22 protein-coding genes are annotated in these 25,165 nt (G+C 59.2%); 14 read left to right on the top strand and 8 right to left on the bottom strand.

Annotated features, from left to right (window positions below):
* Window positions 1-39 precede the first annotated feature (39 nt).
* The 10 genes from dnaE to ACSBQS_RS21495 all read left to right on the top strand — a co-directional run bounded on the left by dnaE (window position 40) and on the right by ACSBQS_RS21495 (window position 16,062).
* Window positions 40-3,528 carry a DNA polymerase III subunit alpha gene (dnaE, locus tag ACSBQS_RS21540; protein WP_033652500.1) on the top strand — a complete coding sequence of 1,163 codons (3,489 nt, stop codon included), beginning with the start codon at window positions 40-42 and terminating at the stop codon, window positions 3,526-3,528.
* A gap of 12 nt (window positions 3,529-3,540) precedes the next feature.
* Entirely contained in the window at window positions 3,541-4,500 is a 960-nt protein-coding gene (gene accA / locus ACSBQS_RS21535) for an acetyl-CoA carboxylase carboxyl transferase subunit alpha (protein ID WP_004931972.1), read from the top strand.
* Between the two features lie 111 nt (window positions 4,501-4,611).
* The gene (locus tag ACSBQS_RS21530; protein ID WP_042785262.1) at window positions 4,612-6,756 is read left to right on the top strand and encodes a lysine decarboxylase LdcC; all 2,145 of its coding nucleotides are present in this window, start codon (window positions 4,612-4,614) and stop codon (window positions 6,754-6,756) included.
* Window positions 6,757-6,863: 107 nt separating this feature from the next.
* Complete coding sequence (locus ACSBQS_RS21525; RefSeq protein ID WP_197750062.1) at window positions 6,864-7,253, top strand: VOC family protein; 390 nt, start codon at window positions 6,864-6,866, stop codon at window positions 7,251-7,253.
* 89 nt (window positions 7,254-7,342) lie between these two features.
* Entirely contained in the window at window positions 7,343-8,899 is a 1,557-nt protein-coding gene (cadC, locus tag ACSBQS_RS21520; RefSeq protein ID WP_197666789.1) for a lysine decarboxylation/transport transcriptional activator CadC, read from the top strand.
* A 369-nt stretch (window positions 8,900-9,268) separates the two neighbouring features.
* On the top strand, window positions 9,269-10,612 hold the full coding sequence (gene cadB / locus ACSBQS_RS21515) for a cadaverine/lysine antiporter (protein ID WP_033644886.1): 1,344 nt from the start codon (window positions 9,269-9,271) through the stop codon (window positions 10,610-10,612).
* A 95-nt stretch (window positions 10,613-10,707) separates the two neighbouring features.
* Window positions 10,708-12,846, top strand: coding sequence for a lysine decarboxylase CadA (cadA, locus tag ACSBQS_RS21510; protein ID WP_033635725.1), 2,139 nt, complete (start codon window positions 10,708-10,710; stop codon window positions 12,844-12,846).
* A 68-nt stretch (window positions 12,847-12,914) separates the two neighbouring features.
* On the top strand, window positions 12,915-14,360 hold the full coding sequence (gene dtpD, locus ACSBQS_RS21505) for a dipeptide permease DtpD (RefSeq protein ID WP_197666790.1): 1,446 nt from the start codon (window positions 12,915-12,917) through the stop codon (window positions 14,358-14,360).
* 56 nt (window positions 14,361-14,416) lie between these two features.
* On the top strand, window positions 14,417-15,748 hold the full coding sequence (gene tilS, locus ACSBQS_RS21500; RefSeq protein WP_046687710.1) for a tRNA lysidine(34) synthetase TilS: 1,332 nt from the start codon (window positions 14,417-14,419) through the stop codon (window positions 15,746-15,748).
* Window positions 15,748-16,062: a c-type cytochrome gene (locus ACSBQS_RS21495; protein WP_025304017.1), complete on the top strand. Its 315-nt coding sequence runs from the start codon at window positions 15,748-15,750 to the stop codon at window positions 16,060-16,062. Before tilS ends, ACSBQS_RS21495 begins: the two co-directional genes overlap by 1 nt.
* Before the next feature lie 50 nt (window positions 16,063-16,112).
* Here the strand turns inward: ACSBQS_RS21495 and rof are convergent, their stop codons facing one another.
* Both rof and ACSBQS_RS21485 read right to left on the bottom strand, forming a co-directional pair.
* The gene (gene rof, locus ACSBQS_RS21490; RefSeq protein ID WP_004931991.1) at window positions 16,113-16,376 is read right to left on the bottom strand and encodes a Rho-binding antiterminator; all 264 of its coding nucleotides are present in this window, start codon (window positions 16,374-16,376) and stop codon (window positions 16,113-16,115) included.
* Window positions 16,363-16,563 (bottom strand): YaeP family protein, encoded by a 201-nt coding sequence (locus ACSBQS_RS21485; RefSeq protein WP_033652508.1) that lies wholly within the window; start codon window positions 16,561-16,563, stop codon window positions 16,363-16,365. Before ACSBQS_RS21485 ends, rof begins: the two co-directional genes overlap by 14 nt.
* Window positions 16,564-16,776: 213 nt before the next feature.
* On the opposite strand from ACSBQS_RS21485, the gene ACSBQS_RS21480 reads away from it, so the two are divergent.
* From ACSBQS_RS21480 to nlpE, 3 genes are read left to right on the top strand one after another with little or no spacing between them, the layout of a single operon-like run.
* Entirely contained in the window at window positions 16,777-17,325 is a 549-nt protein-coding gene (locus ACSBQS_RS21480; RefSeq protein WP_033644891.1) for a YaeQ family protein, read from the top strand.
* A 3-nt stretch (window positions 17,326-17,328) separates the two neighbouring features.
* Window positions 17,329-17,742 (top strand): alternative ribosome rescue aminoacyl-tRNA hydrolase ArfB, encoded by a 414-nt coding sequence (gene arfB / locus ACSBQS_RS21475; RefSeq protein WP_033644893.1) that lies wholly within the window; start codon window positions 17,329-17,331, stop codon window positions 17,740-17,742.
* Between the two features lie 29 nt (window positions 17,743-17,771).
* Window positions 17,772-18,455, top strand: a complete 684-nt coding sequence (gene nlpE, locus ACSBQS_RS21470) for an envelope stress response activation lipoprotein NlpE (protein WP_033644894.1) — start codon at window positions 17,772-17,774, stop codon at window positions 18,453-18,455.
* A 68-nt stretch (window positions 18,456-18,523) separates the two neighbouring features.
* Here the strand turns inward: nlpE and proS are convergent, their stop codons facing one another.
* From proS to metN, 6 genes are all read right to left on the bottom strand, one after another.
* The gene (gene proS / locus ACSBQS_RS21465) at window positions 18,524-20,242 is read right to left on the bottom strand and encodes a proline--tRNA ligase (RefSeq protein WP_047026595.1); all 1,719 of its coding nucleotides are present in this window, start codon (window positions 20,240-20,242) and stop codon (window positions 18,524-18,526) included.
* Between the two features lie 112 nt (window positions 20,243-20,354).
* Window positions 20,355-21,062, bottom strand: a complete 708-nt coding sequence (tsaA, locus tag ACSBQS_RS21460) for a tRNA (N6-threonylcarbamoyladenosine(37)-N6)-methyltransferase TrmO (RefSeq protein WP_033644898.1) — start codon at window positions 21,060-21,062, stop codon at window positions 20,355-20,357.
* Entirely contained in the window at window positions 21,059-21,463 is a 405-nt protein-coding gene (gene rcsF / locus ACSBQS_RS21455) for an Rcs stress response system protein RcsF (protein WP_025304011.1), read from the bottom strand. The genes tsaA and rcsF overlap by 4 nt, the downstream gene beginning before the upstream one ends.
* 114 nt (window positions 21,464-21,577) lie before the next feature.
* Window positions 21,578-22,393, bottom strand: a complete 816-nt coding sequence (locus tag ACSBQS_RS21450; RefSeq protein WP_033644900.1) for a MetQ/NlpA family lipoprotein — start codon at window positions 22,391-22,393, stop codon at window positions 21,578-21,580.
* Between the two features lie 39 nt (window positions 22,394-22,432).
* On the bottom strand, window positions 22,433-23,086 hold the full coding sequence (locus ACSBQS_RS21445) for a methionine ABC transporter permease MetI (RefSeq protein ID WP_004932010.1): 654 nt from the start codon (window positions 23,084-23,086) through the stop codon (window positions 22,433-22,435).
* Entirely contained in the window at window positions 23,079-24,110 is a 1,032-nt protein-coding gene (gene metN, locus ACSBQS_RS21440) for a methionine ABC transporter ATP-binding protein MetN (RefSeq protein ID WP_004932012.1), read from the bottom strand. Before metN ends, ACSBQS_RS21445 begins: the two co-directional genes overlap by 8 nt.
* A gap of 188 nt (window positions 24,111-24,298) precedes the next feature.
* Between metN and gmhB the strand changes: the two genes are divergently transcribed.
* Window positions 24,299-24,862 carry a D-glycero-beta-D-manno-heptose 1,7-bisphosphate 7-phosphatase gene (gene gmhB / locus ACSBQS_RS21435; RefSeq protein ID WP_025304009.1) on the top strand — a complete coding sequence of 188 codons (564 nt, stop codon included), beginning with the start codon at window positions 24,299-24,301 and terminating at the stop codon, window positions 24,860-24,862.
* Window positions 24,863-25,165: the final 303 nt, after the last annotated feature.

The following is a 25,165-nucleotide window of genomic DNA, read 5'->3' as shown; positions in this document are numbered from 1 at the left end:
GGCTCAGCACGCTGAGCCCCTTCAATCAGGTATCTGGAGATGGCCGAACCTCGTTTTATTCACCTGCGCGTCCACAGTGACTACTCCATGATTGATGGATTGGCCAAGACGGCGCCGCTGGTGAAAAGAGCCGCCGCGTTAGCCATGCCTGCTCTGGCAATCACCGATTTCACCAACCTGTGCGGGCTGGTGAAGTTCTACGGCAGCGCGCACGGCGCCGGGATCAAACCGATCATCGGCGCGGATTTCCATGTGCAAAGCGAAGTCTTGGGCGACGAACTCGCTCAACTGACGGTGCTGGCCAGCAACAACGAAGGCTACCAGAACCTGACGCTGCTGATTTCCCGCGCCTATCAGCGCGGCTACGGCGCCGCCGGCCCGATCATCGATCGCGACTGGCTGATTGAACATCGCGAAGGGCTGATCCTGCTTTCCGGCGCGCGTCAGGGCGACGTCGGCAAGTTCCTGCTGCGCGGCAACCAGGCGCAGGTGGATCAGTGTCTGGATTTCTACCAGCAATATTTCCCGGACTGCTACTACCTGGAGTTGATCCGCACCGGCCGCCCGGACGAAGAGAACTATCTGCATGCGGCGGTGGCGCTGGCCACCGAGCGCGGTTTGCCGGTGGTGGCCACCAACGACGTGCGTTTCCTGGTGGAAGATGACTTCGACGCTCATGAGATCCGCGTCGCCATCCACGACGGCTTTACGCTGGACGATCCCAAGCGGCCGCGCAACTACAGCCCGCAACAATACATGCGCAGCGAAGACGAGATGTGCGAGCTGTTCGCCGACATCCCGGAAGCGCTGCTGAACAGCGTCGAAATCGCCAAACGCTGTAACGTCACCATTCGCCTCGGCGAGTACTTCCTGCCGCAGTTCCCGACCGGCGATATGAGCACCGAGGATTTCCTGGTACTCAAATCGAAAGAGGGGCTGGAAGAGCGCCTCGAGTTCCTGTTCCCCGATCCTGAAGTGCGCGCGCAGCGCCGCCCGGAATACGACGAGCGTCTGGACGTCGAGCTGAAAGTGATCAACCAGATGGGGTTCCCCGGCTACTTCCTGATCGTGATGGAATTTATCCAGTGGTCGAAGGACAACAACGTGCCGGTGGGCCCAGGGCGTGGCTCCGGCGCCGGTTCGCTGGTGGCCTATGCGTTGAAAATCACCGACCTCGATCCGCTGGAATTCGACCTGCTGTTCGAACGCTTCCTGAACCCGGAACGTGTCTCGATGCCCGACTTCGACGTCGACTTCTGCATGGAGAAACGTGACCAGGTAATCGAGCACGTGGCGGAGATGTACGGCCGCGAAGCGGTATCGCAGATCATCACCTTCGGCACCATGGCGGCGAAAGCGGTTATCCGTGACGTAGGCCGCGTGTTGGGGCACCCGTACGGGTTCGTCGATCGCATTTCCAAACTGGTGCCGCCGGATCCGGGCATGACGCTGGAGAAAGCCTTCGCCGCCGAACCGCAGCTGCCGGAGATTTACGAGGCCGACGAAGAGGTCAAGGCGCTGATCGACATGGCGCGCAAGCTGGAAGGGGTGACGCGCAACGCCGGGAAACACGCCGGTGGCGTGGTGATCGCGCCGACCAAGATCACCGACTTCGCGCCGCTGTACTGCGATGCCGAAGGGAACCACCCGGTGACCCAGTTCGACAAGAACGACGTGGAATACGCCGGGCTGGTGAAGTTCGACTTCCTCGGTCTGCGCACCCTGACCATCATCGACTGGGCGCTGGAGATGATCAACGCCCGGCGCGCCAAGACTGGGCTGGAACCGATTGACATCGCCGCCATCCCGCTCGATGACAAGAAAAGCTTCGACATGCTGCAGCGTTCGGAAACCACGGCGGTGTTCCAGCTTGAATCGCGCGGCATGAAAGATTTGATCAAACGTCTGAAGCCCGACTGCTTCGAAGACATGATCGCACTGGTTGCGCTGTTCCGTCCGGGGCCGCTGCAGTCGGGCATGGTGGATAACTTCATCGACCGCAAACACGGCCGCGAAGAGATCTCCTACCCGGACATTCAGTGGCAGCATGAGTCGCTCAAGCCGGTGCTGGAGCCGACCTACGGCATCATCCTGTATCAGGAACAGGTGATGCAGATTGCCCAGGTGCTGGCCGGCTATACGCTGGGCGGCGCGGACATGCTGCGCCGCGCAATGGGTAAAAAGAACCCGGTCGAAATGGCCAAGCAGCGCGGCGGCTTTGAAGACGGCGCTAAAGCGCGCGGCATCGACGGCGAACTGTCGGTGAAAATCTTCGACCTGGTGGAGAAATTCGCCGGTTATGGCTTCAACAAATCGCACTCCGCCGCCTACGCGCTGGTGTCGTACCAGACGCTGTGGCTGAAGGCGCACTATCCGGCCGAGTTTATGGCGGCGGTGATGACCGCCGATATGGACAACACCGACAAAGTGGTGGGGCTGGTGGACGAATGCTGGCGCATGGGGCTGAAGATCCTGCCGCCGGACATCAACAGCGGCCTGTATCACTTCCACGTCAACGACGACGGCGAGATCGTTTACGGCATCGGCGCCATCAAGGGCGTGGGGGAAGGGCCGATCGAAGCCATTATCGAAGCGCGCAACAGCGGCGAGCAAGGTTATTTCAAAGACCTGTTCGATCTCTGCGCGCGCTCCGACATCAAGAAACTGAACCGCCGCATTCTGGAAAAACTGATCATGTCCGGGGCGTTCGATCGCCTTGGGCCACACCGCGCCGCGCTGATGAATTCGCTCGGCGACGCGTTGAAAGCGGCGGATCAGCATGCGAAAGCCGAAGCTATCGGCCAGGTGGACATGTTTGGCGTGCTGGCGGAAGCGCCGGAGCAGGTGGAGCAATCCTACGCCAACATCGCGCCCTGGCCGGAGCAGGTGGTGTTGGACGGTGAACGGGAAACGCTGGGGCTGTACCTGACCGGCCACCCGATCACCCAATACCTCAAGGAGATCGAACGTTACGCCGGTGGCCAGCGTTTGAAAGACATGCACCCGACGGATCGGGGCAAAATGACTACCGCCGTCGGGTTGGTGGTCGCCGCGCGGGTGATGGTGACCAAGCGCGGCAACCGCATCGGCATCTGTACGCTGGATGACCGTTCGGGCCGTCTGGAAGTGATGCTATTCACCGAAGCGTTAGAAAAATACCAGCATTTGTTGGAAAAAGACCGTATCCTTATCGCCAGTGGACAGGTCAGCTTTGATGACTTTAGCGGCGGGCTTAAAATGATGGCCCGCGAGGTAATGGACATCAGTGAAGCCCGGGAAAAATACGCTCGCGGGCTTGCTATCTCGCTGACTGACAGGCAAATTGATGACCAGCTTTTGAACCGTCTCCGTCAGTCGTTGGAACCCCATCGCTCGGGGACGATTCCAGTGCATCTCTACTATCAACGGGAAGATGCGCGAGCCAAGCTGCGTTTTGGCGCAACCTGGCGCGTGACGCCCACCGACCGCTTGTTGATAGACTTGCGGACGTTGGTAGGCAATGAGCAGGTGGACTTGGAATTTGACTAAAATAGGAATGCTATGAGTCTGAATTTTCTTGATTTTGAACAGCCGATTGCAGAGCTGGAAGCGAAAATTGACTCGCTGACTGCAGTCAGCCGTCAAGACGAAAAATTAGATATTAATCTGGACGAAGAGGTTCAGCGCCTGCGTGAAAAGAGCGTTGAGCTGACGCGCAAGATTTTTGCCGATCTTGGGGCCTGGCAGATTGCCCAATTGGCACGCCACCCGCGCCGTCCTTATACCCTGGATTATATCAAACACATCTTTACCGACTTCGAAGAGTTGGCGGGCGATCGCGCTTACGCCGACGACAAAGCGATCGTCGGGGGGATTGCGCGTCTGGATGGCCGCCCGGTGATGATCATCGGGCACCAGAAAGGCCGTGAGACCAAAGAGAAGATCCGCCGCAACTTCGGCATGCCGGCGCCGGAAGGCTACCGCAAGGCGCTGCGCCTGATGGAAATGGCCGCCCGCTTCAAAATGCCGATCATCACCTTTATCGATACCCCGGGCGCTTATCCGGGCGTGGGCGCGGAAGAACGCGGCCAGTCGGAAGCCATCGCGCGCAACCTGCGTGAGATGTCGCGCCTGAACGTACCGGTCATCTGCACCGTCATCGGTGAAGGCGGCTCGGGCGGCGCGCTGGCGATCGGCGTGGGCGACAAGGTGAACATGCTGCAGTACAGCACCTACTCGGTGATTTCGCCGGAAGGCTGCGCCTCCATCCTGTGGAAGAGCGCCGACAAGGCGCCGCTGGCCGCGGAAGCGATGGGCATCACCGCGCCGCGTCTGAAAGAGCTGAAGCTGATCGACTCGGTGATCCCGGAGCCGCTGGGTTCCGCGCACCGCGACGTGCCGGCGATGGCCGCCGCGCTGAAAGCGCAGCTGCTGGCCGATCTGAAAGATCTGGATGGCCTGAACGACGAAGAGTTGCTCAACCGCCGTTACCAGCGTCTGATGAACTACGGCTACTGCTGAGTTGCGATCTTCACGGTAATAAACCGCCTTCGGGCGGTTTTTTTTTGGCTACACACCGCCGGATTTTCGTGGTGTTATAGAGACTTGGCCGTTAACTGACAGGAGCTGCCGATGAATATCATCGCCATCATGGGCCCGACGGGCGTCTACTACAAAGATGAGCCGATCCGCGAGCTCCACGCGGCGCTGGGCGCGATGGGATTCCAGCTGGTATACCCCAAAAACAGCGGTGACCTGCTGAAGCTGATCGAAGCCAATGCCCGCATCTGCGGCGTGATCTTCGACTGGGACGATTACAGCCTGGAGCTGTGCAGCGAGATCAACGAGCTTAACGAATACCTGCCGCTGTACGCCTTTATCAATACTCACTCCACCTTCGACGTCAGCCTGCATGAAATGCGCATGGTGCTCTATTTCTTCGAGTATGGCCTGAATGCGGCGGACGATATCGCGCAGCGCATCCAGCAATACACGGCGGAATACATCGACACCATTACGCCGCCGCTGACCAAGGCGCTGTTCAACTACGTGCGCGAAGGAAAGTACACCTTTTGCACGCCGGGCCACATGGCCGGCACCGCGTTCCAGAAAAGCCCGGTGGGCTGCCTGTTCTATGACTTCTTCGGCGCCAATACCCTGAAGGCCGACATCTCGATTTCGGTCACCGAGCTCGGGTCGCTGCTGGATCACACCGGCCCGCATCTGGAGGCCGAAGAGTACATCGCGCGCACCTTCAATGCCGAGCAGAGCTATCTGGTCACCAACGGCACCTCCACCGCCAACAAGATCGTCGGCATGTATTCAGCGCCGGCGGGCAGCACGGTGCTGATCGACCGCAACTGCCACAAATCGCTGTGCCACCTGCTGATGATGAGCGATATCGTGCCGATCTATCTGCGCCCGCTGCGCAACGCCTACGGCATCCTCGGCGGCATTCCGCAGCGCGAGTTTACCCGCGCCAGCATCGCCGCCCGGGTGCAGGAGACCCCGAACGCCACCTGGCCGGTGCATGCGGTGATCACCAATTCCACCTATGACGGCCTGCTGTACAACACCGACTACATCAAGCAGACGCTGGAGGTGCCGTCGATCCACTTCGACTCCGCCTGGGTGCCTTACACCAACTTCCACCCGATTTACGACGGCAAGAGCGGCATGAGCGGCGATCGGGTGCCCGGTAAGGTTTTCTACGAAACCCAATCCACCCACAAGCTGCTGGCGGCCTTCTCGCAGGCCTCGATGATTCATATCAAGGGCGACTACGACGAGAGCACCTTCAACGAAGCCTACATGATGCACACCACCACTTCGCCGCACTACGGCATCGTGGCGTCGATGGAGACCGCCGCCGCCATGCTGCGCGGCAATCCGGGGCGCCGCTTGATCAACCGTTCGGTGGAGCGCGCGCTGCATTTTCGCCGTGAAGTGCAGCGGCTGCGCGAGGAAAGCGACAGCTGGTTCTTCGATATCTGGCAGCCGGAAGAGATCGATGAAGCGCAGTGCTGGCCGCTGGATCCGGACGATAACTGGCACGGTTTCGGCCAGACCGATCGCGATCATATGTATCTCGATCCGATCAAGGTGACGATCCTGACGCCGGGCATGAATGAGCTGGGGGCGCTGGAGGAAGAGGGGATCCCGGCGGCGCTGGTGGCGAAGTACCTCGACGAGCGCGGCATCGTGGTGGAGAAGACCGGGCCGTACAACCTGCTGTTCCTGTTCAGCATCGGCATCGATAAAACCAAGGCGATGAGCCTGCTGCGCGGCCTGACCGACTTCAAGCGCGCCTACGATCTCAACCTGCGGGTGAAGAACATGCTGCCGGATCTGTACGCCGAGGATCCGGATTTCTATCGCCATATGCGCATCCAGGATCTGGCCGCCGGCATTCATCGCCTGATCTGCCAACACGATCTGCCGCGCCTGATGCAGCGGGCGTTTGACGTGCTGCCGGAAATGAAGCTGACGCCGCACCAGATGTTCCAGGAGCAGGTGCGCGGCAATGTGGAAACCTGCGAGCTGGATCAGTTGGTGGGCAAGGTGGCGGCCAATATGATCCTGCCTTATCCGCCGGGCGTGCCGCTGGTGATGCCGGGGGAAATGATCACCGAAGAGAGCCGGGCGGTGCTCGATTTCCTGCTGATGCTGTGCTCGATCGGCGAGCGCTATCCCGGTTTTGAAACCGATATCCACGGCGCCAAGCTGACGGAAGACGGACGCTATCTGGTGAAGGTGCTGAAAGCCCCGCAGCCATAAGGCCATAATGCGCCCGGCGGTTTGGAAAGATGCGCCGGGCTTCCTCATTGACGGCCTCATCGCCGCCGGATACCGTGCACCATCAGAATGAACAGGAGAGGGTTTCTATGCTGGCATTACGTCAGGTGCATCACATCGCGATCATTGGCGCGGACTACGCCGCCAGTAAGCATTTCTATTGCGACATTCTCGGCTTTACCCTGCTGAGTGAAGTTTACCGCGAGGAGCGTGACTCCTGGAAAGCGGATCTGGCGCTCAACGGGCAATACACCCTCGAGCTGTTTTCTTTCCCTTCGCCGCCGGCCCGCGTCAGCCGCCCGGAGGCTTGCGGCCTGCGCCATCTGGCGTTCAGCGTTGACGATATCGAGCAGGCCATCGCCCATCTGCAGGCGGCCGGCATCGCCTGTGAACCGGTACGCGTCGATCCTTATACTCAATCTCGTTTTACCTTTTTCAGCGATCCCGATGGTTTACCGTTAGAATTATACGAGAGTTAACGGCTTAATCGCCTCCCGGCGGCCACAGCCGGGGGCGATTATGCTATGATCGCGCCCTTGCCCCACATGCCTACAGAGTTATTTCCGCCATGCAAGAGCCTGCTTTTCGCGTCGGGGAGTGGCTGGTTACCCCTGCCGACAATACCATCAGCCGTGACGGCCGCCAGAAAACGCTGGAACCGCGCCTGATCGACATGCTGTGCTATTTCGCCCGGCACCCCGATGTGGTGTTGAGCCGCGACGAGCTGATCGATAGCGTTTGGAAGCGCAATATCGTCACTAATCACGTGGTGACCCAATGCATTTCAGAACTGCGCAAATACCTGAAAGACGGCGACAGCGACAGTCCGGAATACATTATCACCGTGCCTAAGCGCGGGTATAAGTTGGCGGCTTCGGTGATCTGGTGTGAAGACGGGGAGTCGCAGCCCGCCCCTGCGCCGGCGCCGCAGATTGCGGTGATCATGCATGAGCCGGAAGACGGCAGCGATGATGAAGACGATACGCCGTACGTGCCGCCGAGCCGGACCCGAACGCCGGTTGCCGCGCCCGGCGAAAAGCAGCCGCGCTTTTATCGCCGCTCGGCGTTCTGGGTGTGGCTGGCGTTTCTGGCGGCGCTCAGCGTCTGCGTGGCGTTTGTCGGCATCGCCACGCTGTCGCAGCGCGTGCCGGTATCGACCATGCCGGTGCTGCTCAATCCGCGCGATATCGATATCCGCATTCAGGGCGGCGAGAGCTGCAGCAACTGGATGCCGCAGCTCTCCTATGTGGTGGGCGTCAGCGAGCTGATCACTGATTCGCTCAACACCTACTCGACCTTCCTGGTGCACGACCAAACCAATTACAACTATTCCGGCCCCAGCAACTCCGGCAAGTCGCTGTATATCGAGTTCGTCAATCAGCGCCACTACCGCGCCCAGCAGTGTTTCCTGTCCGTGCGGCTGGTGGATAACGCCGACAGCTCAATCATGTTGGACAAGCGTTACTTCATTACCGCCGATAACCAGCTGAAGATCCAAAGCGACTTCCTCGCCAGCCTGTCCGCCGCGCTGAAACAGCCCTGGCCGCCGCAGCTGGAACAGCGTCTGGCGCAGCTGCTGCCGGACAACGGGCCGCTGCTGCAGCGCTTCTACCAGGCGCATCAATTGTTGATCCATGGCGACGCCGATTCGTTGACTCGAGCCAGCGCGCAGCTGAGCGAGCTGATTAAAAGCGCGCCGAATTTCCACTACCTGCTGGCGGAAAAAGCGCTGGTGGATGTGCTGCGCAACTCTTATCAACCGTTCGACAGCCAGGGGCTGGCGCAATTGCGCGCCGATATCAGCCATCTGGCGACGATCCCCGAATTGAAAAATACGCCGATCGTGCAGCAAGTTCTGGCGGTTGATGCGCTGGCGCAGGGACGCATTGACGATGCGCACCGGGCGATCGAGCTGGGGATTGAGTTGCAAATGTCGTGGCTGAATTATGTGCTGCTGGGCAAAGTGTATGAAATGCAGGGGCAGAATCATTTGGCGGCGGATTCTTATATTACCGCGTTCAACCTGCGCCCCGGTGAAGATACCTTGCATTGGATCACCAATGGCGTATTCCAGACGTCATTGACCAACGTGGTGCCTTATTTAAATAACTATCAGCGCCAATAATTCACCAGAACCACGCTGCCATTATTCTCAGGGAATTCCGGCGGCGTTATTTATTGGTGAAGACATGTTGCGCCATTGTGTTATTTTGCTGCGCAATATCGTTCCTTTTCTGCCGTTTGTTATTCGTGATTAACCTGGTTATTGTCCTGTTTTTTAACGATGTTTATCTTTTCTTTAGCTTACCTTTTTATCTTGATGTGTTAATCAAAAACCTCAGATTATCATTTGTATGATCATGAGCGTAATCTCACTTTATCTTTAGGACTTTATTTCTGCCGATGGTTAGCATCCTGACTATCAAGCCGGCTCATTAAAATCTTTTATTTATGGGTGTGGCTTATAAGAAACGTAAATCAGGAGAAACTGACCATGGCTTCACCCAAGAAAATAGGGCTTATTGCCTGCACCGGCGTAGTCGCCGGTAATATGATGGGGAGCGGGATTGCCTTATTGCCCGCCAACCTGGCGAGTCTCGGATCCATCGCCATTTGGGGATGGGTGATCTCGATTATCGGGGCGATGTCGCTGGCCTACGTGTACGCCCGCCTCGCGACCAAAAACCCGCAGCAGGGCGGCCCTATCGCCTACGCCGGTGAAATTTCCCCGGCGTTCGGCTTCCAGACCGGCGTGCTTTATTACCATGCCAACTGGATCGGCAACCTGGCCATCGGCATTACCGCCGTTTCTTATCTCTCCACCTTCTTCCCGGCGTTGAACAACCCGGTGCCTGCCGGCATCGCCTGTATCGCCATCGTGTGGATCTTCACCTTCGTCAACATGCTGGGCGGGACCTGGGTCAGCCGCTTGACCACCCTGGGCCTGGTGCTGGTGCTGATCCCGGTGATCGTAACCGCTACCCTCGGCTGGCACTGGTTTGACGCCGCCACCTACCAGGCTAACTGGAATACCTCCGGCACCACCGACAGCCATGCGGTCATCAAAAGTATTCTGCTGTGCCTGTGGGCGTTCATCGGCGTGGAATCCGCGGCGGTCAGCACCGGCATGGTGAAAAACCCGAAACGCACCGTGCCGCTGGCGACCATGCTTGGCACCGGTTTGGCGGGCATCATCTACATCGCCGCCACCCAGGTGATCAGCGGCATGTTCCCGGCGTCTGAAATGGCCGCCAGCGGCGCGCCGTTCGCCATCAGCGCCTCGGCGATTATGGGCAACTGGGCGGCACCGATGGTTTCCGCGTTCACCGCCTTCGCCTGCCTGACCTCGCTCGGGTCATGGATGATGCTGGTCGGCCAGGCCGGGGTGCGCGCCGCCAACGACGGCAACTTCCCGAAAGTGTACGGCGAGCTGGATAAAAACGGCATTCCGAAAAAAGGCCTGCTGCTCGCGAGCTGCAAAATGACCGCGCTGATGGTGCTGATCACCCTGATGAGCTCCGCCGGCGGCAAGGCTTCCGATCTGTTCGGCGAGCTGACCGGCATCGCGGTGCTGCTGACCATGCTGCCTTACTTCTACTCCTGCGTAGACCTGATTCGCTTCGAAGGGGTCAACGTGCGCAACCTGCTGAGCCTGATCGCTTCGGTGTGCGGCTGCGGCTTCTGCTTTATCGCGCTGATGGGCGCCAACTCTTTCGAACTGTCCGGCACCTTTATCATCAGCCTGATTATCCTGATGTTCTACGCCCGGAAAATGAATACCCGCCAGGCTGCCAATGCAGCGGCGGTCGATGAAAACACCACGGCCAAAGCGCACTGATTCGCGTCCGCTGACCGACTGAATTTACCCAGCCCCTTTCTTTCCGACCTGTCAGCCGCGACGGGAAGGGGCTTGCTTTGCCAGGAGAAATGCATATGAACGTTATCGCCATCATGAATCACATGGGTGTCTACTTCAAAGAAGAGCCTATCCGTGAACTGCATCAGGCGCTGGAAAGTCTGGATTTCCGCATCGTTTACCCTAACGATCGCGAAGACCTGCTGAAACTGATCGAGAACAACGCCCGTCTGTGCGGGGTGATCTTCGACTGGGACAAATACAATCTGGAGCTGTGCGAAGAGATCAGCCAGCTGAACGAATACATGCCGCTGTACGCATTCGCCAACACCTATTCCACGTTGGACGTCAGCCTGAACGATCTGCGCATGCAGGTGCGCTTCTTCGAGTATGCGCTCGGCGCGGCAACCGACATCGCCGCCAAGATCAAACAGAATACCGACGAGTATATCGACACCATCCTGCCGCCGTTGACCAAGGCGCTGTTCAAATACGTGCGCGAAGGCAAATACACTTTCTGTACGCCGGGCCACATGGGCGGCACAGCCTTCCAGAAAAGCCCGGTGGGCAGCCTGTTCTACGATTTCTTCGGCCCGAACACCATGAAGTCGGATATCTCGATTTCGGTGTCCGAGCTTGGGTCGCTGCTGGATCACTCCGGCCCGCACAAAGAGGCGGAAGAGTACATTTCCCGCGTGTTCAACGCCGAGCGCAGCTACATGGTGACCAACGGCACCTCCACCGCCAACAAGATCGTCGGCATGTATTCGGCGCCGGCGGGCAGCACGGTGCTGATTGACCGTAACTGCCACAAGTCGCTGACTCACCTGATGATGATGAGCGACATCACGCCGATCTACTTCCGCCCGACCCGCAATGCCTACGGCATCCTCGGCGGCATTCCGCAGAGCGAGTTCCAGCGCGCCACCATCGCCAAACGCGTGAAGGAGACCCCGAACGCCACCTGGCCGGTGCATGCGGTGATCACCAACTCCACCTATGACGGCCTGCTGTACAACACCGACTTTATCAAGAACACTCTGGACGTGAAGTCGATCCATTTCGACTCCGCCTGGGTGCCTTACACCAACTTCCATCCGATCTATAAAGGCAAGTGCGGCATGAGCGGCGGCCGCGTGGAGGGCAAGGTGATCTATGAAACCCAGTCCACCCACAAACTGCTGGCGGCCTTCTCGCAGGCTTCGATGATTCATGTGAAGGGCGATATCAACGAAGAGACCTTCAACGAAGCCTACATGATGCACACCACCACTTCGCCGCACTACGGCATCGTGGCGTCGACCGAAACCGCCGCGGCGATGATGAAAGGCAACGCCGGCAAGCGCCTGATCAACGGCTCTATCGAGCGCGCGATCAAGTTCCGCAAAGAGATCAAACGCCTGAAAGTCGAGTCCGACGGCTGGTTCTTCGACGTCTGGCAGCCGGAGCATATCGATGAGCCGGAATGCTGGCCGCTGCGCTCCGACAGCGCCTGGCACGGTTTCAAGAACATCGACAACGAACACATGTATCTGGACCCGATCAAGGTCACTATCCTGACCCCGGGGATGAGCAAGGAAGGCGAGATGCAGCCGTTCGGCATCCCGGCCAGCATCGTGGCGAAATACCTCGACGAGCGCGGCATCATCGTCGAGAAAACCGGGCCTTACAACCTGCTGTTCCTGTTCAGCATCGGCATCGATAAAACCAAGGCGCTCAGCCTGCTGCGCGCGATGACCGACTTCAAACGCTCGTTCGACCTGAACCTGCGGGTGAAAAACATGCTGCCTTCGCTGTATCAGGAAGCGCCTGATTTCTATGAAAACATGCGCATTCAGGATCTGGCGCAGAACATTCACCGCCTGGTGGAACAACACAACCTGCCGGACCTGATGTACCGCGCGTTCGAAGTGCTGCCAACCATGGTGATGAATCCGTACCAGGCGTTCCAGAAAGAGCTGCACGGCGAAGTGGAAGAGGTCTATCTGGAAGAGATGGTCGGTAAGGTCAATGCCAACATGATCCTCCCATACCCACCGGGCGTGCCGCTGGTGATGCCGGGCGAGATGCTGACCGAAGAGAGCCGGCCGGTGCTGGAGTTCCTGCAGATGCTGTGCGAAATCGGCGCGCATTATCCGGGCTTTGAAACCGACATTCACGGCGCCTATCGCCAGGCGGACGGACGTTATCGGGTGAAAGTGCTGAAGGCGAAATAACCGCAGCCAATAAGAGGGGAGGCGCTCGCGCTTCCCCTTTGTCGTTCACCGACTGATGGGAGACCACCATGAAAACACCCTCACAGCCGCGCGCAATCTACTATGTCGTAGCGATACAAATTTGGGAATATTTCAGCTTTTACGGCATGCGTGCGTTATTGATCCTCTATCTGACCCACCAACTCGGCTATACCGACAGCCACGCCATCGATCTCTACAGCGCTTACGCTTCGTTAGTTTACGTCACTCCTATTCTTGGCGGCTGGCTCGCCGACCGCCTGCTGGGCAACCGCGTCGCGGTGATCGCCGGCGCGGCGCTGATGACCCTGGGGCATATCGTGCTCGGCCTGAGCGCGGTCTCCACCCAGTCGCTTTATCTGGCGCTGGCGATCATCATCTGCGGCTACGGCCTGTTCAAATCCAATATCAGCTGCCTGCTGGGCGAGCTGTATCCGGCGCAGGACTCGCGGCGCGAAGGGGGCTTCTCGCTGCTGTACGCCGCCGGCAACGTCGGTTCCATTTTGGCGCCGATCGCCTGCGGGCTGGCGGCCGAGCGCTATGGTTGGCACGTCGGCTTTGCGTTGGCCGGGATCGGCATGTTCGCCGGTCTGGTGATTTTTCTGCTGGGCGGACGCCATTTCCGCCACACGCGCGGCGTGAATGCACCGCTGATGCGCGCCAGGAGCCTGGGCCTGCCGCACTGGGGATGGCTGCTGGCGGCGTTGCTGACGTCGCCGCTGTTCTTCACGCTGCTGTTTGAACGCGGCTGGGCCGGCTATTTGCTCGGGTTGGTGTGCGTGGCGGCGGTGGCGCTGGTGGCGCGCATTATGCTGCGTGCGGACGCCGGCCAGCGCCGGGGGCTGTGGCAGATCATCGTACTGATGCTGCTGGGCACGTTGTTCTGGGCTTTTGCCCAGCAGGGCGGCAGCTCCATCAGCCTGTTTATCGATCATTTCGTTGACCGGCGCTGGTTCGGCTGGACGGTGCCGACCGCGCTGTTCCAGTCGGTTAACGCCTGCGCGGTGATGCTGGGCGGCGTGGCGCTGGCCTGGCTGGCGAGCGGCGATGGCGATCGCACGCTGCGCATCTGGTGCAAGTTCGCCTTCGGTCTGCTGTTGATCGGCGTCGGCTTTACGCTGATGGCGCTCAATACGCGGCTGCACGGGCCGGGATCGATGGGGCTGATGATCGCCGGTTTGGCGGTGATGGGCTTTGCCGAACTGTTTATCGATCCGGTGGCGATGGCGCAGATCACCCGGCTGAATATCCCCGGCGCCACCGGCGTGTTGACCGGCATCTATATGTTGGCGACCGGTTCGATCGCCAACTATCTGGCGGGCATTATCGCCAATCAGACCGCCGAGGATCACATCGAAGGGGCGGCGATGCAGGCGTATGGCCGCATTTTCGCCCAGATCGGCTGGGGAGCGGCCGGATGTGCGCTGGCGGTGATCACGGTGCTGGGCGGCTGGTGGCTGCTGACGCGACGCCAGGCCCGGACGGTTAATGCTTGATTGATGGCGGTAGGCGGGGTTAACGTGCAGCTATGTAGAAGTGACAAAGCCTACCGATGGATACTGATCAATTAACGACGCAGGTGGCGGACCAGCTGGGCGCGCAGCAGCGGCTGCTGGTGGCGTTTAGCGGCGGCCTGGATTCCAGCGTGCTGCTGCATCTGCTGGCGGCGTTGCGCCGCCAACGTCCGGCGCTGCAGCTGCGCGCGCTGCACGTGCACCATGGCCTGAGCGCCTTTGCCGACCGTTGGGTTGAGCATTGCCGCAGCCGGTGCGCCGAGTGGCGGATCCCGCTGACGGTGACGCACGTGCAGGTGGATGCCCGCCAGGGCGGCATCGAAGCGGCGGCGCGTGCGGCGCGCTATGCCGCTTTCAGTGCAGCATTGGCGGAGGGCGAAGCGCTGCTCACCGCCCAACACCTTGACGATCAAAGCGAAACTTTCCTGTTGGCGCTCAAGCGCGGCAGCGGGCCGGCGGGGTTGTCGGCGATGGCGGCGCGCGCCACGCTGGGCGAGCACCTGCTGTTGCGGCCGCTGCTGGGCTGCTCGCGTCAAACGCTGGAAAATTACGCGCAACGCCACGGTTTGGCCTGGATAGACGACGACAGCAATCAGGACACGCGCTTCGATCGCAATTTCCTGCGGTTGCAGGTGTTGCCGCAGCTCAATCAACGTTGGCCGCACTTCGCCTCGGCGGTGGCGCGTAGCGCCAGCCTGTGCGCCGAACAGGAACAATTGTTGGACGAGCTGCTGGCGGAACCGCTGCAAAGCCTGTTGGCGGCGGATCGCTCATTGGCGATCGACGGTTTGACGGCCTGTTCGCCGGTGCGGCGCTTCGCTCTGTTGCGGCGCTGGATCGCATTGTTCAACGTTACCATGCCGGCGCGTGAGCAGTTGCAGCGTCTGTGGGATGAGGTGGCGCTCAGCCGGGAAGATGCCGAACCGCAGCTGCAGCTCGGCGCCTATCAGATCCGCCGCTTCCGAGGCCGATTGCACCTGTTGCCGCCGCTGGCGGCGCTGCGCGATGTGCATCTGCCCTGGCAGCCTGACCTGCCGCTGACGTTGCCGGACGGGATGGGGCAGTTGGTTGCCGGTGAGGGCGATCTGGCGCTGCGCGCGCCGCTGCCATCGCAGCAGATTAGCATTCGTTTCGGCGGCGTGCAGGGCGCGGTGCGCATCGTGGGGCGCGCCCATTCGCGGCCGATAAAAAAACTGTGGCAGGAGCTGGGTATTCCTCCCTGGCAGCGTGAACGCATCCCGTTGATTTATTATGATGAGCAGCTGATCGCCGCGCTGGGCGTATTCGTCTGTGAGGCGGGGCAGGTGCCGGAAGGCGAACGCCCGTGGCGGCTGCGCTGGGAAAAAAATCATAATCGTGAGGAGCAATGATGAAGTTTGTGGAAATCGCGCTGTTGGCCGCCGGCCTGTTCAGCCTGCCGGCGTTGGCGGCGGGGGATGCGGCCGCCGGTCAGGCCAAAGCCGCCGCGTGCGCGGCCTGCCACGGCGCGCAGGGCAAGGTGACGGTGCCGATGTACCCGAATCTGGCCGGGCAAAACGCCATGTACCTGCAGCACGCGTTGCAGGCGTACAAGAAAGGGGAACGCAACGGCGGCCAGGCCGAGGTGATGAAAGCCTATGTGTCGGGATTGTCGGATGACGATATCGCCGATCTGGCGGCTTATTACGCCAGCCTGAAGCCCTAAATGACGAGGGCAGCCGTTGGGCTGCCCTGTTGGGATGGGGTTACCGCTGCTCAGTCCGACAGACTGACGACCACGGTACCGATTTCCGGATGACTGAAACTGCTGATATGGTCCAGACGCAGGTCGCGCTGCTGGCCGTTCTGTTCGATGGTCAGATACTCAACGCGTTTCTTTTGCAGCAGGTCGATCGCCTTGGCCTCGATCACTTCTCCGTCGCGTAACTCCAGCTTCAGAATAAGTTTATGCTGACAGGCGAGTTCCAGGTTGTCGTAGTCATCGCAATTGATGGGTTGGTACTCATCATTCATCAACATAGTCGCTCACCAATAAGTTAGCGGCGGCAAAGGCCGCCTGTTCCCTAACGGAGGACGGTAGCGCGTGGTTCGCTGCGACATCGTCCAATGCCTTTAACGCACAAGCCAGCGCATCAGGCACGTAGCCAAGATCTCCACTGCCAATCTCGGCGTAAGTACGGCGTACTAACTCACAGTATTGTTGCACAGTTTCCTCCCTTAAGAACCTCTGCATCATCAAGACTACTATCGCGATGAGGCGCAGGCTCTCGGAGTTTTATCCTATCCTAGACGACTATAGCACAGCTGTTATGGAGTTATCAGCACCCCGGCACGCCTTTCGCACTGCCGCAGCCTGGCCGCGCTGGCGGGGTTTGGCCCTGATCAAGTACACTGTCGCCGGATAATAATGAGGTCACCCATGGCGCTGAAAGCAACCATTTATAAAGCCGCGGTCAATATTGCTGATATGGATCGTCACTTCTACCACGACGCCACGCTGACGCTGGCGCAACACCCGTCCGAAAATGAGCAGCGCATGATGCTGCGCCTGTTGGCCTGGATCTGTCACGCCGACGAGCGGCTGGTGTTCACCAAAGGGCTGAGCGCCGACGACGAGCCGGAGATCTGGCAGCGCAACGACCACAACGGGTTGGAAATGTGGATCGAGATGGGATTGCCCGACGAGAAACGCATCCGCAAGGCCTGCAACCAGTCGCCGCGCGTGGTCTTGTACGCTTACGGCGAGCGCGCCGCGCACGTTTGGTGGCAGGCGATGCAGGGAAAAGTGGCCGGCTACAAGAACCTGAGCGTGCGCTTCCTCGATGACGAACAGCTGGCGCGCCTGACGGCGCTGGCCAGCCGCACCATGACGCTGCAGGCAACGCTGCAGGAGGGAACTATTTGGCTGTCTGATGCTCAGAATAGTCTGGAAATCCAGTTTGCCGAGTGGCAGCAGGCACAGGTGTGACCGGTGCTGGAACTGTCAAGAAACGTAGCCATACCGGATAATGAGCTGGAATTGACGGCGATCCGCGCGCAGGGCGCGGGTGGCCAGCACGTGAACAAAACCTCAACGGCGATCCATTTGCGCTTTGACATCCGGGCATCCAGCCTGCCAGAGTATTATAAGGAAAGGCTGCTGGCGCTGAATCATCATCTCATTACCGCTGATGGCGTAGTGATTATCAAGGCGCAAGAGTATCGCAGTCAGGAATTGAATCGCGAAGCGGCGTTGGCCAGATTGGTCGCGCTGATTCAGCAGGCGATGGTGGTGGAAAAAATGCGCAAGGCGACCAAGCCGACCAAAGGGGCAAAATTGCGCCGTTTGGAAGGCAAGGCGCGTAAGGGCGCCACCAAGGCGCTGCGTGGCAAGGTTCGCACTTAGGAATACATGAACACAGTAGGAGAATAACTGTGAAGAAAATTACGGTAGCCCTGTTCTTGGCGGCAGGCGCACTCTCGTTGTTGGGATGCAACAATCATTATCAACCGAAGGAACAACCGCTGCAGGCGATGCCGCAGAGTTATCAAGGGCTGTTGCCTTGCGCCGATTGCGGCGGGCTGGATACGGCGCTGTTCCTGGATGAGGACGGCACCTTTGTGCTGCAGGAAACTTATCGCGGCACCAAAGACGGCGATCAGACCTTCGCCGACTACGGCAAATGGGCGCGCACCGCGGATAAGCTGGTGCTGACTGACAGCACCGGGGAAAAACGCTACTTCCGCCCGGTGGGCAAGAGTCTTGAGATGCTGGATCGCAGCGGCGCGCCGATCGCCTCCAAGCTGAATTATCGTCTGGAGCCGGTCGAGAAGCCATTGCCTAAAACGCCGATGGTGATGAAAGGCAGCTACACCTATATGGCCGACGCGGCGGTGTTCAAAGATTGCGCCACCGGCATCACGTTCCCGGTGGATAACAACATCGCGCTGGAGCAAGGTTACGCCAAAGCCAATAAGAATGCCGGTGAGCCGGTGTTTCTGACTTTCAACGCGCACTTCAGCGTGCAGCCGTCGATGGAAGAGGGGCAGATAGAGAAGGCGGTGGTGCCGGACGGTAAAATCGCGTTCGACCGCAGTAAAAGCTGCAGCAACAACTAACTTCCCCTGTCCCCATGGACATAAAAAAACCCGCCTAGGCGGGTTTTTTATTCGCTGACGCTCGGTGTTCAGCGTTTGATCTGGCCCAGCAGGAAATCAACGATTTCACCGGTTTTGATCATGTGCTTCTCGCCGACGCGGCGGTTTTTGTACTCGATCTCTTCGTTGTCGAGGTTACGGTCGCCGATAACGATAGAGTGCGGCACGCCGATCAGCTCCATATCCGCGAACATCACGCCCGGGCGCTCTTTGCGGTCATCGAGGATCACGTCGATGCCGTGGGAGCGCAGGGTGTTGTACAGCTCTTCGGCCAGCGCCTGCACGCGGAACGACTTGTGCATGTTCATCGGCAGAATAGCGACCTGGAACGGCGCGATGGCGTCTGGCCAGATAATGCCGCGTTCGTCGTGGTTCTGCTCGATGGCGGCGGCCACGACGCGCGTCACCCCGATGCCGTAGCAACCCATGGTCAGCACCTGGTTGCGGCCGTCTTCACCCTGTACGGTCGCTTTCATCGCTTCCGAATACTTGGTGCCGAGCTGGAAGATATGGCCCACTTCGATGCCGCGTTTGATCAGCAGCGTGCCCTGACCGTCCGGGCTGGCGTCGCCTTCCACCACGTTACGGATGTCGGCCACCTGCGGCAGCGGCAGATCGCGCTCCCAGTTGATGCCGAAGTAGTGTTTGCCGTCGACGTTGGCACCGGCGCCAAAGTCGCTCATCGCCGCCACGCTGCGGTCGGCAACCACCGGCATCTGCAGGTTGACCGGGCCGAGGGAACCCGGGCCGGCGCCGACGATGGCGCGGATCTCTTCTTCAGTGGCGAAGGTCAGCGGCGCGGCAACCTGCGCCAGCTTCTCGGCCTTGATTTCGTTCAGCTCGTGATCGCCGCGCACCAGCAGGGCGACCAGTTTATGGCCGCTCTCTTCGGTGGCGCGCACCATCAGCGTCTTCACGGTTTTTTCCACCGGCAGCTGGAATTGCTCCACCAGCTCGGCGATGGTTTTGGCGTTTGGCGTATCCACCAGGCGCAGCTCTTCGCTGGCCGCCGCGCGCGGCGCTGCCGGAGCGACCGCTTCCGCCAGCTCGATGTTGGCGGCGAAGTCGGAACCGGTGGAGAACACGATATCGTCTTCACCGCTGTCTGCCAGCACCTGGAATTCGTGCGACGCACTGCCGCCGATCGAGCCGGTATCGGCCTGCACCGGGCGGAAATCCAGGCCCATGCGGCTGAAGATTTTGCTGTACGCTTCGTACATCGCGTCGTAAGTCTCCTGCAGAGACTCCTGCGAGGTATGGAAGGAGTAGGCATCCTTCATCAGGAACTCACGGGAACGCATCACGCCGAAACGTGGGCGCACTTCATCACGGAACTTGGTCTGGATCTGGAAGAAGTTCAGCGGCAGCTGCTTGTACGAGCTGATCTCGTTGCGGATCAGATCGGTGATCACTTCTTCATGCGTCGGGCCCAGCACGAAAGGACGGTCGCCGCGGTCGACGAAGCGCAGCAGCTCGGGGCCGTATTGCTCCCAACGGCCGCTTTCCTGCCACAGGTCGGCAGGCTGAACCACCGGCATGGACACTTCGATCGCGTTAGCATTGTTCATTTCTTCGCGAACGATGTTTTCAACCTTTTTCAGAACGCGCAGGCCGGTCGGCAGCCAGGTGTAAAGACCTGAGGCCAGCTTGCGGATCATCCCGGCGCGCAGCATCAGCTGGTGGCTGATCACTTCGGCGTCGGCAGGTGTCTCCTTCAGAGTGGAGAGCAGATATTGGCTAGTACGCATGGTGTTTTGGTTCCGTTAGAACTGCAAATTGCATCGGGCTGCCAGAGTGGCGGCCAAAAAGTGATTTAGTTTACCAGCGCGAGCGGGTCGCCAAAAGAGAGGCGGCGGAATTTTAACGCGGGTCGAGCGACAGCACTTCGGTGTGGCCGTCCACGACGCGCCAGCGCACGTTGAAATCCAGCAGCCAGACGGCGTAATCCCGTTCGACGTCCTCTCCTTTACGATAGGCGGGACGGGGGTCCTGTGCCAGCACCTGGCTGATAAAACGCCTTAATTGCGGGTAGCGCGCCTGATGTTGCTGCAGCTGCTGTTCCGCCTGCGGCGCGAAACGCACCGGCATATCGCCGGCGGGCGCGGCCTGGGCAAAGCCGGCGCGGGCCTGCGGTTGGCTCTCGGCGAACGGGAGATAAGGCTTGATGTCCACCACCGGGGTGCCGTCGACCAGATCGAGGCTGCCCAGTTCCAGCGCCACTTCCCCGTTTTTCACCCGTACGCCTTTGAGCTCAATGAGCGACATGCCGAGCGGGTTGGGACGGAAGGTGGAGCGGGTGGCGAACACGCCCATGCGGGCATTGCCGCCTAAACGCGGTGGGCGTACCGTCGGGCGCCAGCCGCCTTCCATGGTTTGATGGAAAATGAACATCACCCACAGATGGCTGAAATCGCTGAGACCGCGAACCGCTTCCGCCTGGTTGTAGGGCGGCAGCAGCAGCAGTTCGCCGCCACCGTCTTCGACCAGCCCCGGTTGGCGGGGCACGGCGAATTTCTCTTTATACGGCGAGCGGATCACGCCGATCTGCTCGAAAACGAATTCGGTCATTTAGACGAGACGTTAAGCGCCGAGCCCTGGCAAACGGCCTGCTGGTAACAACCGGCGACGCCGCTGACAATCTGGCAGTCGTGCAGCAGCACGGCGTTGGCCTTCATGTAAGACGCACGGATTTGCATGCGTTTACGGGCGGTAGCCAGATTCGGTGGGGAGTCTTGTACGGTGGTTTGGCACGATTCGCCGGACACTTCACCCAGATCGCGGAATGGTTTACCCACGAGTTCTTCTGCACTTTTATACAGTTTTACCGGAGCGGGGCGGGCGGCCGGCGTGGTCTTGGCCGGGGCGGTCGTGGTCGGCTTGCTGGTGCTGTTTGTTGAGGATGGCGCGATACGTTGCGATGAACATCCGGCCAGCGCGAGCGCTAACAAACAGAGAGGTAAAACACGCATTGAGATTCCTCTGCCTTAATGAAAGTGGCGCTATTGAAGCAATCTATGGCGGAAATAACAAGACGGGCCTTGGCCCGTCTTGCAATTATAGGAATAAAATTGGTGAATAAGCGCTTACCAGCCTTTCACGGCACCGCCGTTGAAGATTTTGTTGGCGGCGGCGTCAACTTCGTCAGACTGGTAGGCCTGGACGAATTTCTTCACGTTTTCCGCGTCTTTATTATCTTCGCGCGCAACCAGCAGGTTGACGTAAGGCGAGTCTTTATCTTCCACAAACAGACCGTCTTTCGCCGGCGTCAGGCCGATCTGGCTGGCATAGGTGGTGTTGATCACCGCCAGCGCGATCTGCTGATCGTCCAGAGAGCGCGGCAGCTGAGGGGCTTCCAGCTCAACCAGCTTCAGGTTTTTCGGGTTCTCGGTCACGTCCAGTACGGTCGGCAGCAAGCCAACGCCGTCTTTCAGTTTGATCAGACCGACTTTCTGCAGCAGCAGCAGCGAACGGCCCAGGTTGGTCGGATCGTTCGGCAGTGCGATCTGAGAACCCTCTTTCAGTTCGTCCAGCGATTTGATTTTCTTGGAGTAACCGGCGATCGGGTAAACAAAGGTGTTGCCGACCGGCACCAGCTTGTAGCCGCGATCTTTGATTTGCTGATCCAGATACGGTTTGTGCTGGAAGGCGTTCAGGTCGATATCGCCTTTGCTCAGCGCTTCGTTAGGCAGCACGTAGTCGTTGAAGGTGACCAGCTCAACGTCCAGACCGTATTTCTCTTTCGCCACTTTCTGCGCCACTTCGGCCACTTGCTGTTCAGCGCCGACGATCACGCCGACCTTGATGTGGTTTGGATTCTTTTCATCCTGGCCGCAGCCCGCCAGAGCCAGAGTGCCGATCAGTGCGCCAATTGTCGCGATGGATTTAAATGTTAACGACATATCCCTTCCTCATTAGACTCGCATTAATATGCTGTGAAACTATTTATGGGTAACGGCTTTGACGATGCGATCGCCGCAGAATTGGATCAGATAAACCAAAACTACCAGTAATACTAATACGGTATTCATAACTGTGGCGTTATAACCGATATAACCGTATTGGTAACCGATTTGGCCCAGGCCGCCGGCGCCGACCGCGCCGCCCATGGCGGAGTAGCCCACCAGGGTGATCAGGGTGATGGTCGCGGCGTTGACCAGGCCAGGCAGGGCTTCCGGCAGCAACACTTTCTTGATGATCTGCATCGGCGTGGCGCCCATGGCGCGCGCCGCTTCCACCAGACCGGACGGGATCTCCAGCAGGGCGTTTTCCACCATGCGCGCGATGAACGGCGCGGCGCCGACGGTCAGCGGCACGATCGCCGCTTGCAGACCGATCGAGGTGCCGACGATCATGCGGGTAAACGGAATCATCCAAACCAACAGGATAATGAACGGGATGGAACGGAAGATGTTCACCAGCCCGGACAGGATCTTATACAGCGAATTGTTGGCGATGATCTGCCCCGGGCGGGTGACATACAGCAGCACGCCTACCGGCAGACCGAGCACGAAACCGAAAAAGCCGGAGACAAAGGTCATCATGACGGTTTCCCACACGCCACGCGCCATCAACCACATCATTGCCTCAGACATAACCCAGAACCTCTACTTTTACCTGATTTTCTTGCAGGAACTTAATCGTTGCCAGCGCGTCTTCGTCGCTGCCGTGCAGCTCCGCCAGCATCACGCCGAATTTCACGCCGCCGGCATAATCCATCTGGGCGCTGATAATGTTGTTGTTCACGTTGAAGCGGCGAGCGGCTTCAGACAGCAGCGGCGCATCGACCGACTGACCGGTGAACTCCAGGCGCAGCAGCGGCTGACGGTCGCCCTGACGCTCCGGCGACAGGCGCGCGGCGTAGTCGTCCGGGATATCCAGATGCAGCGTGGACTGAATGAACTGTTGGGCCAGCGGTGTTTTCGGGTGCGAGAACACTTCGCTGACGCTGTCTTTTTCGATCAGCTGCCCCTGGCTGATGACCGCGACCTGGTCGCAGATGCGTTTCACCACGTCCATTTCATGGGTGATGAGCAGAATGGTCAGGCCCAGACGGCGGTTGATGTCTTTCAGCAGTTCCAGGATGGAACGGGTGGTGGCCGGATCCAGCGCGCTGGTGGCCTCGTCGCACAGCAGCACTTTAGGGTTGCTGGCCAGCGCGCGCGCGATCGCCACACGCTGTTTCTGGCCGCCGGACAGGTTGGCCGGGTAGGCGTCGTGCTTGTCCGCCAGGCCGACCAGTTCCAGCAGTTCGGTCACGCGCTTTTTGATCTCGGCGCGCGGCGTATTGTCCAGCTCCAGCGGCAACGCCACGTTGCCGAACACCGTACGGGAAGAGAGCAGGTTAAAGTGCTGGAAGATCATGCCGATTTGGCGACGGGCGCGCGTCAGTTCGCTTTCCGACAGAGACGTCAGATCCTGGCCATCGACCAGCACCTGGCCGGAGGTGGGGCGCTCAAGCATGTTGGCGCAGCGGATCAGCGTGCTTTTACCGGCGCCGGAGGAACCGATGACGCCATAGATTTGCCCGGCAGGAACGTGAAGGGTCACGTCAGAGAGCGCGGTAATGGTGCGCGAACCCTGCTGGAACACTTTAGTGATGTTAGAAAGTTTAATCATATTCTTCTTATTTTAGCGTGGTTGCCCGTGGCTAGATAAAAGTAAACCTCGGCGTGGAACCAAGGTATGCCTCAGATGTTAAGGCGTCTAGACGTCTAAGTCAACGACCAACGACGTTCTCCGGCGTTCTCAGCGTGGGGTAAAACATGCGATACTGTCAGCGTATACAGGCCCTCAGGAGCAAAGCGGTGACACAAAGCGTTCCAGCAATTTTTCTCGATCGTGACGGCACGATTAATGTTGACCATGGCTATGTCCATGAAATCGACAACTTCCACTTTATCGACGGCGTGATCGACGCCTGTCGCGAGCTCAAAAAGATGGGCTTCGCGCTGGTGATGGTGACCAACCAGTCCGGCATTGCGCGCGGCAAGTTCAGCGAAGACCAGTTTATGTACCTGACCGAGTGGATGGACTGGTCGCTGGCCGATCGCGACGTCGACTTCGACGGCATCTATTTCTGCCCGCATCATCCGGAGGCGGCAGTAGAAGAGTATCGCCAGGTGTGCGACTGCCGTAAGCCGCAGCCGGGCATGTTGCTGCAAGCGCAGCAGGAATTGAACATCGATATGGCCGCTTCTTATATGGTGGGCGATAAACCGGAAGACATGCAGGCGGCGATCGCGGCCGGCGTCGGCACCAAGGTGCTGGTGCGTACCGGCAAGCCGGTGACGGAGCAGGGCGAAAAACTGGCCGATTGGGTGCTAAACAGCCTGGCGGACCTGCCGGCAGCCATCAAAAAGCGGGTTTAATAGGCGTTACGAATGAATAGTGAGCGGTCAGATAAAAAATGCATATTAACGCTTGTCATTCTGAACCGGCTCCCTATAATGCGCCTCCATCGACACGGAACATGTGAACAACTTCACAGAGTATCCGGGGGTCGCAGAGAAAAAATCCTGAAAATTAGGGTTGACTCTGAAAGAGGAAAGCGTAATATACGCCACCTCGAGTTAGCAAGCGAAAGCGCCTAACTCACTGCTCTTTAACAATTTATCAGACAATCTGTGTGGGCACTCCACAAGACGATATCCAGCATCTTCGGATGCAAAAAA

Source organism: Serratia sp. H402Y (assembly GCF_051172415.1).
Lineage (GTDB): Bacteria > Pseudomonadota > Gammaproteobacteria > Enterobacterales > Enterobacteriaceae > Serratia > Serratia ureilytica.
This window is presented reverse-complemented; position numbering and strand designations above follow the sequence as displayed.

Coding starts and splice junctions, on each gene's coding strand:
- cadC (WP_197666789.1), top strand. CDS start 7,343: ATGCAAGAGCCTGCTTTTCGCGTCGGGGAGTGGCTGGTTACCCCTGCC.
- tilS (WP_046687710.1), top strand. CDS start 14,417: ATGGATACTGATCAATTAACGACGCAGGTGGCGGACCAGCTGGGCGCG.
- ACSBQS_RS21445 (WP_004932010.1), bottom strand. CDS start 23,086: ATGTCTGAGGCAATGATGTGGTTGATGGCGCGTGGCGTGTGGGAAACC.
- ACSBQS_RS21480 (WP_033644891.1), top strand. CDS start 16,777: ATGGCGCTGAAAGCAACCATTTATAAAGCCGCGGTCAATATTGCTGAT.
- rof (WP_004931991.1), bottom strand. CDS start 16,376: ATGTTGATGAATGATGAGTACCAACCCATCAATTGCGATGACTACGAC.
- dtpD (WP_197666790.1), top strand. CDS start 12,915: ATGAAAACACCCTCACAGCCGCGCGCAATCTACTATGTCGTAGCGATA.
- ACSBQS_RS21525 (WP_197750062.1), top strand. CDS start 6,864: ATGCTGGCATTACGTCAGGTGCATCACATCGCGATCATTGGCGCGGAC.
- dnaE (WP_033652500.1), top strand. CDS start 40: ATGGCCGAACCTCGTTTTATTCACCTGCGCGTCCACAGTGACTACTCC.
- ACSBQS_RS21495 (WP_025304017.1), top strand. CDS start 15,748: ATGAAGTTTGTGGAAATCGCGCTGTTGGCCGCCGGCCTGTTCAGCCTG.
- cadA (WP_033635725.1), top strand. CDS start 10,708: ATGAACGTTATCGCCATCATGAATCACATGGGTGTCTACTTCAAAGAA.
- cadB (WP_033644886.1), top strand. CDS start 9,269: ATGGCTTCACCCAAGAAAATAGGGCTTATTGCCTGCACCGGCGTAGTC.
- proS (WP_047026595.1), bottom strand. CDS start 20,242: ATGCGTACTAGCCAATATCTGCTCTCCACTCTGAAGGAGACACCTGCC.
- ACSBQS_RS21530 (WP_042785262.1), top strand. CDS start 4,612: ATGAATATCATCGCCATCATGGGCCCGACGGGCGTCTACTACAAAGAT.
- tsaA (WP_033644898.1), bottom strand. CDS start 21,062: ATGACCGAATTCGTTTTCGAGCAGATCGGCGTGATCCGCTCGCCGTAT.
- accA (WP_004931972.1), top strand. CDS start 3,541: ATGAGTCTGAATTTTCTTGATTTTGAACAGCCGATTGCAGAGCTGGAA.
- rcsF (WP_025304011.1), bottom strand. CDS start 21,463: ATGCGTGTTTTACCTCTCTGTTTGTTAGCGCTCGCGCTGGCCGGATGT.
- ACSBQS_RS21450 (WP_033644900.1), bottom strand. CDS start 22,393: ATGTCGTTAACATTTAAATCCATCGCGACAATTGGCGCACTGATCGGC.
- metN (WP_004932012.1), bottom strand. CDS start 24,110: ATGATTAAACTTTCTAACATCACTAAAGTGTTCCAGCAGGGTTCGCGC.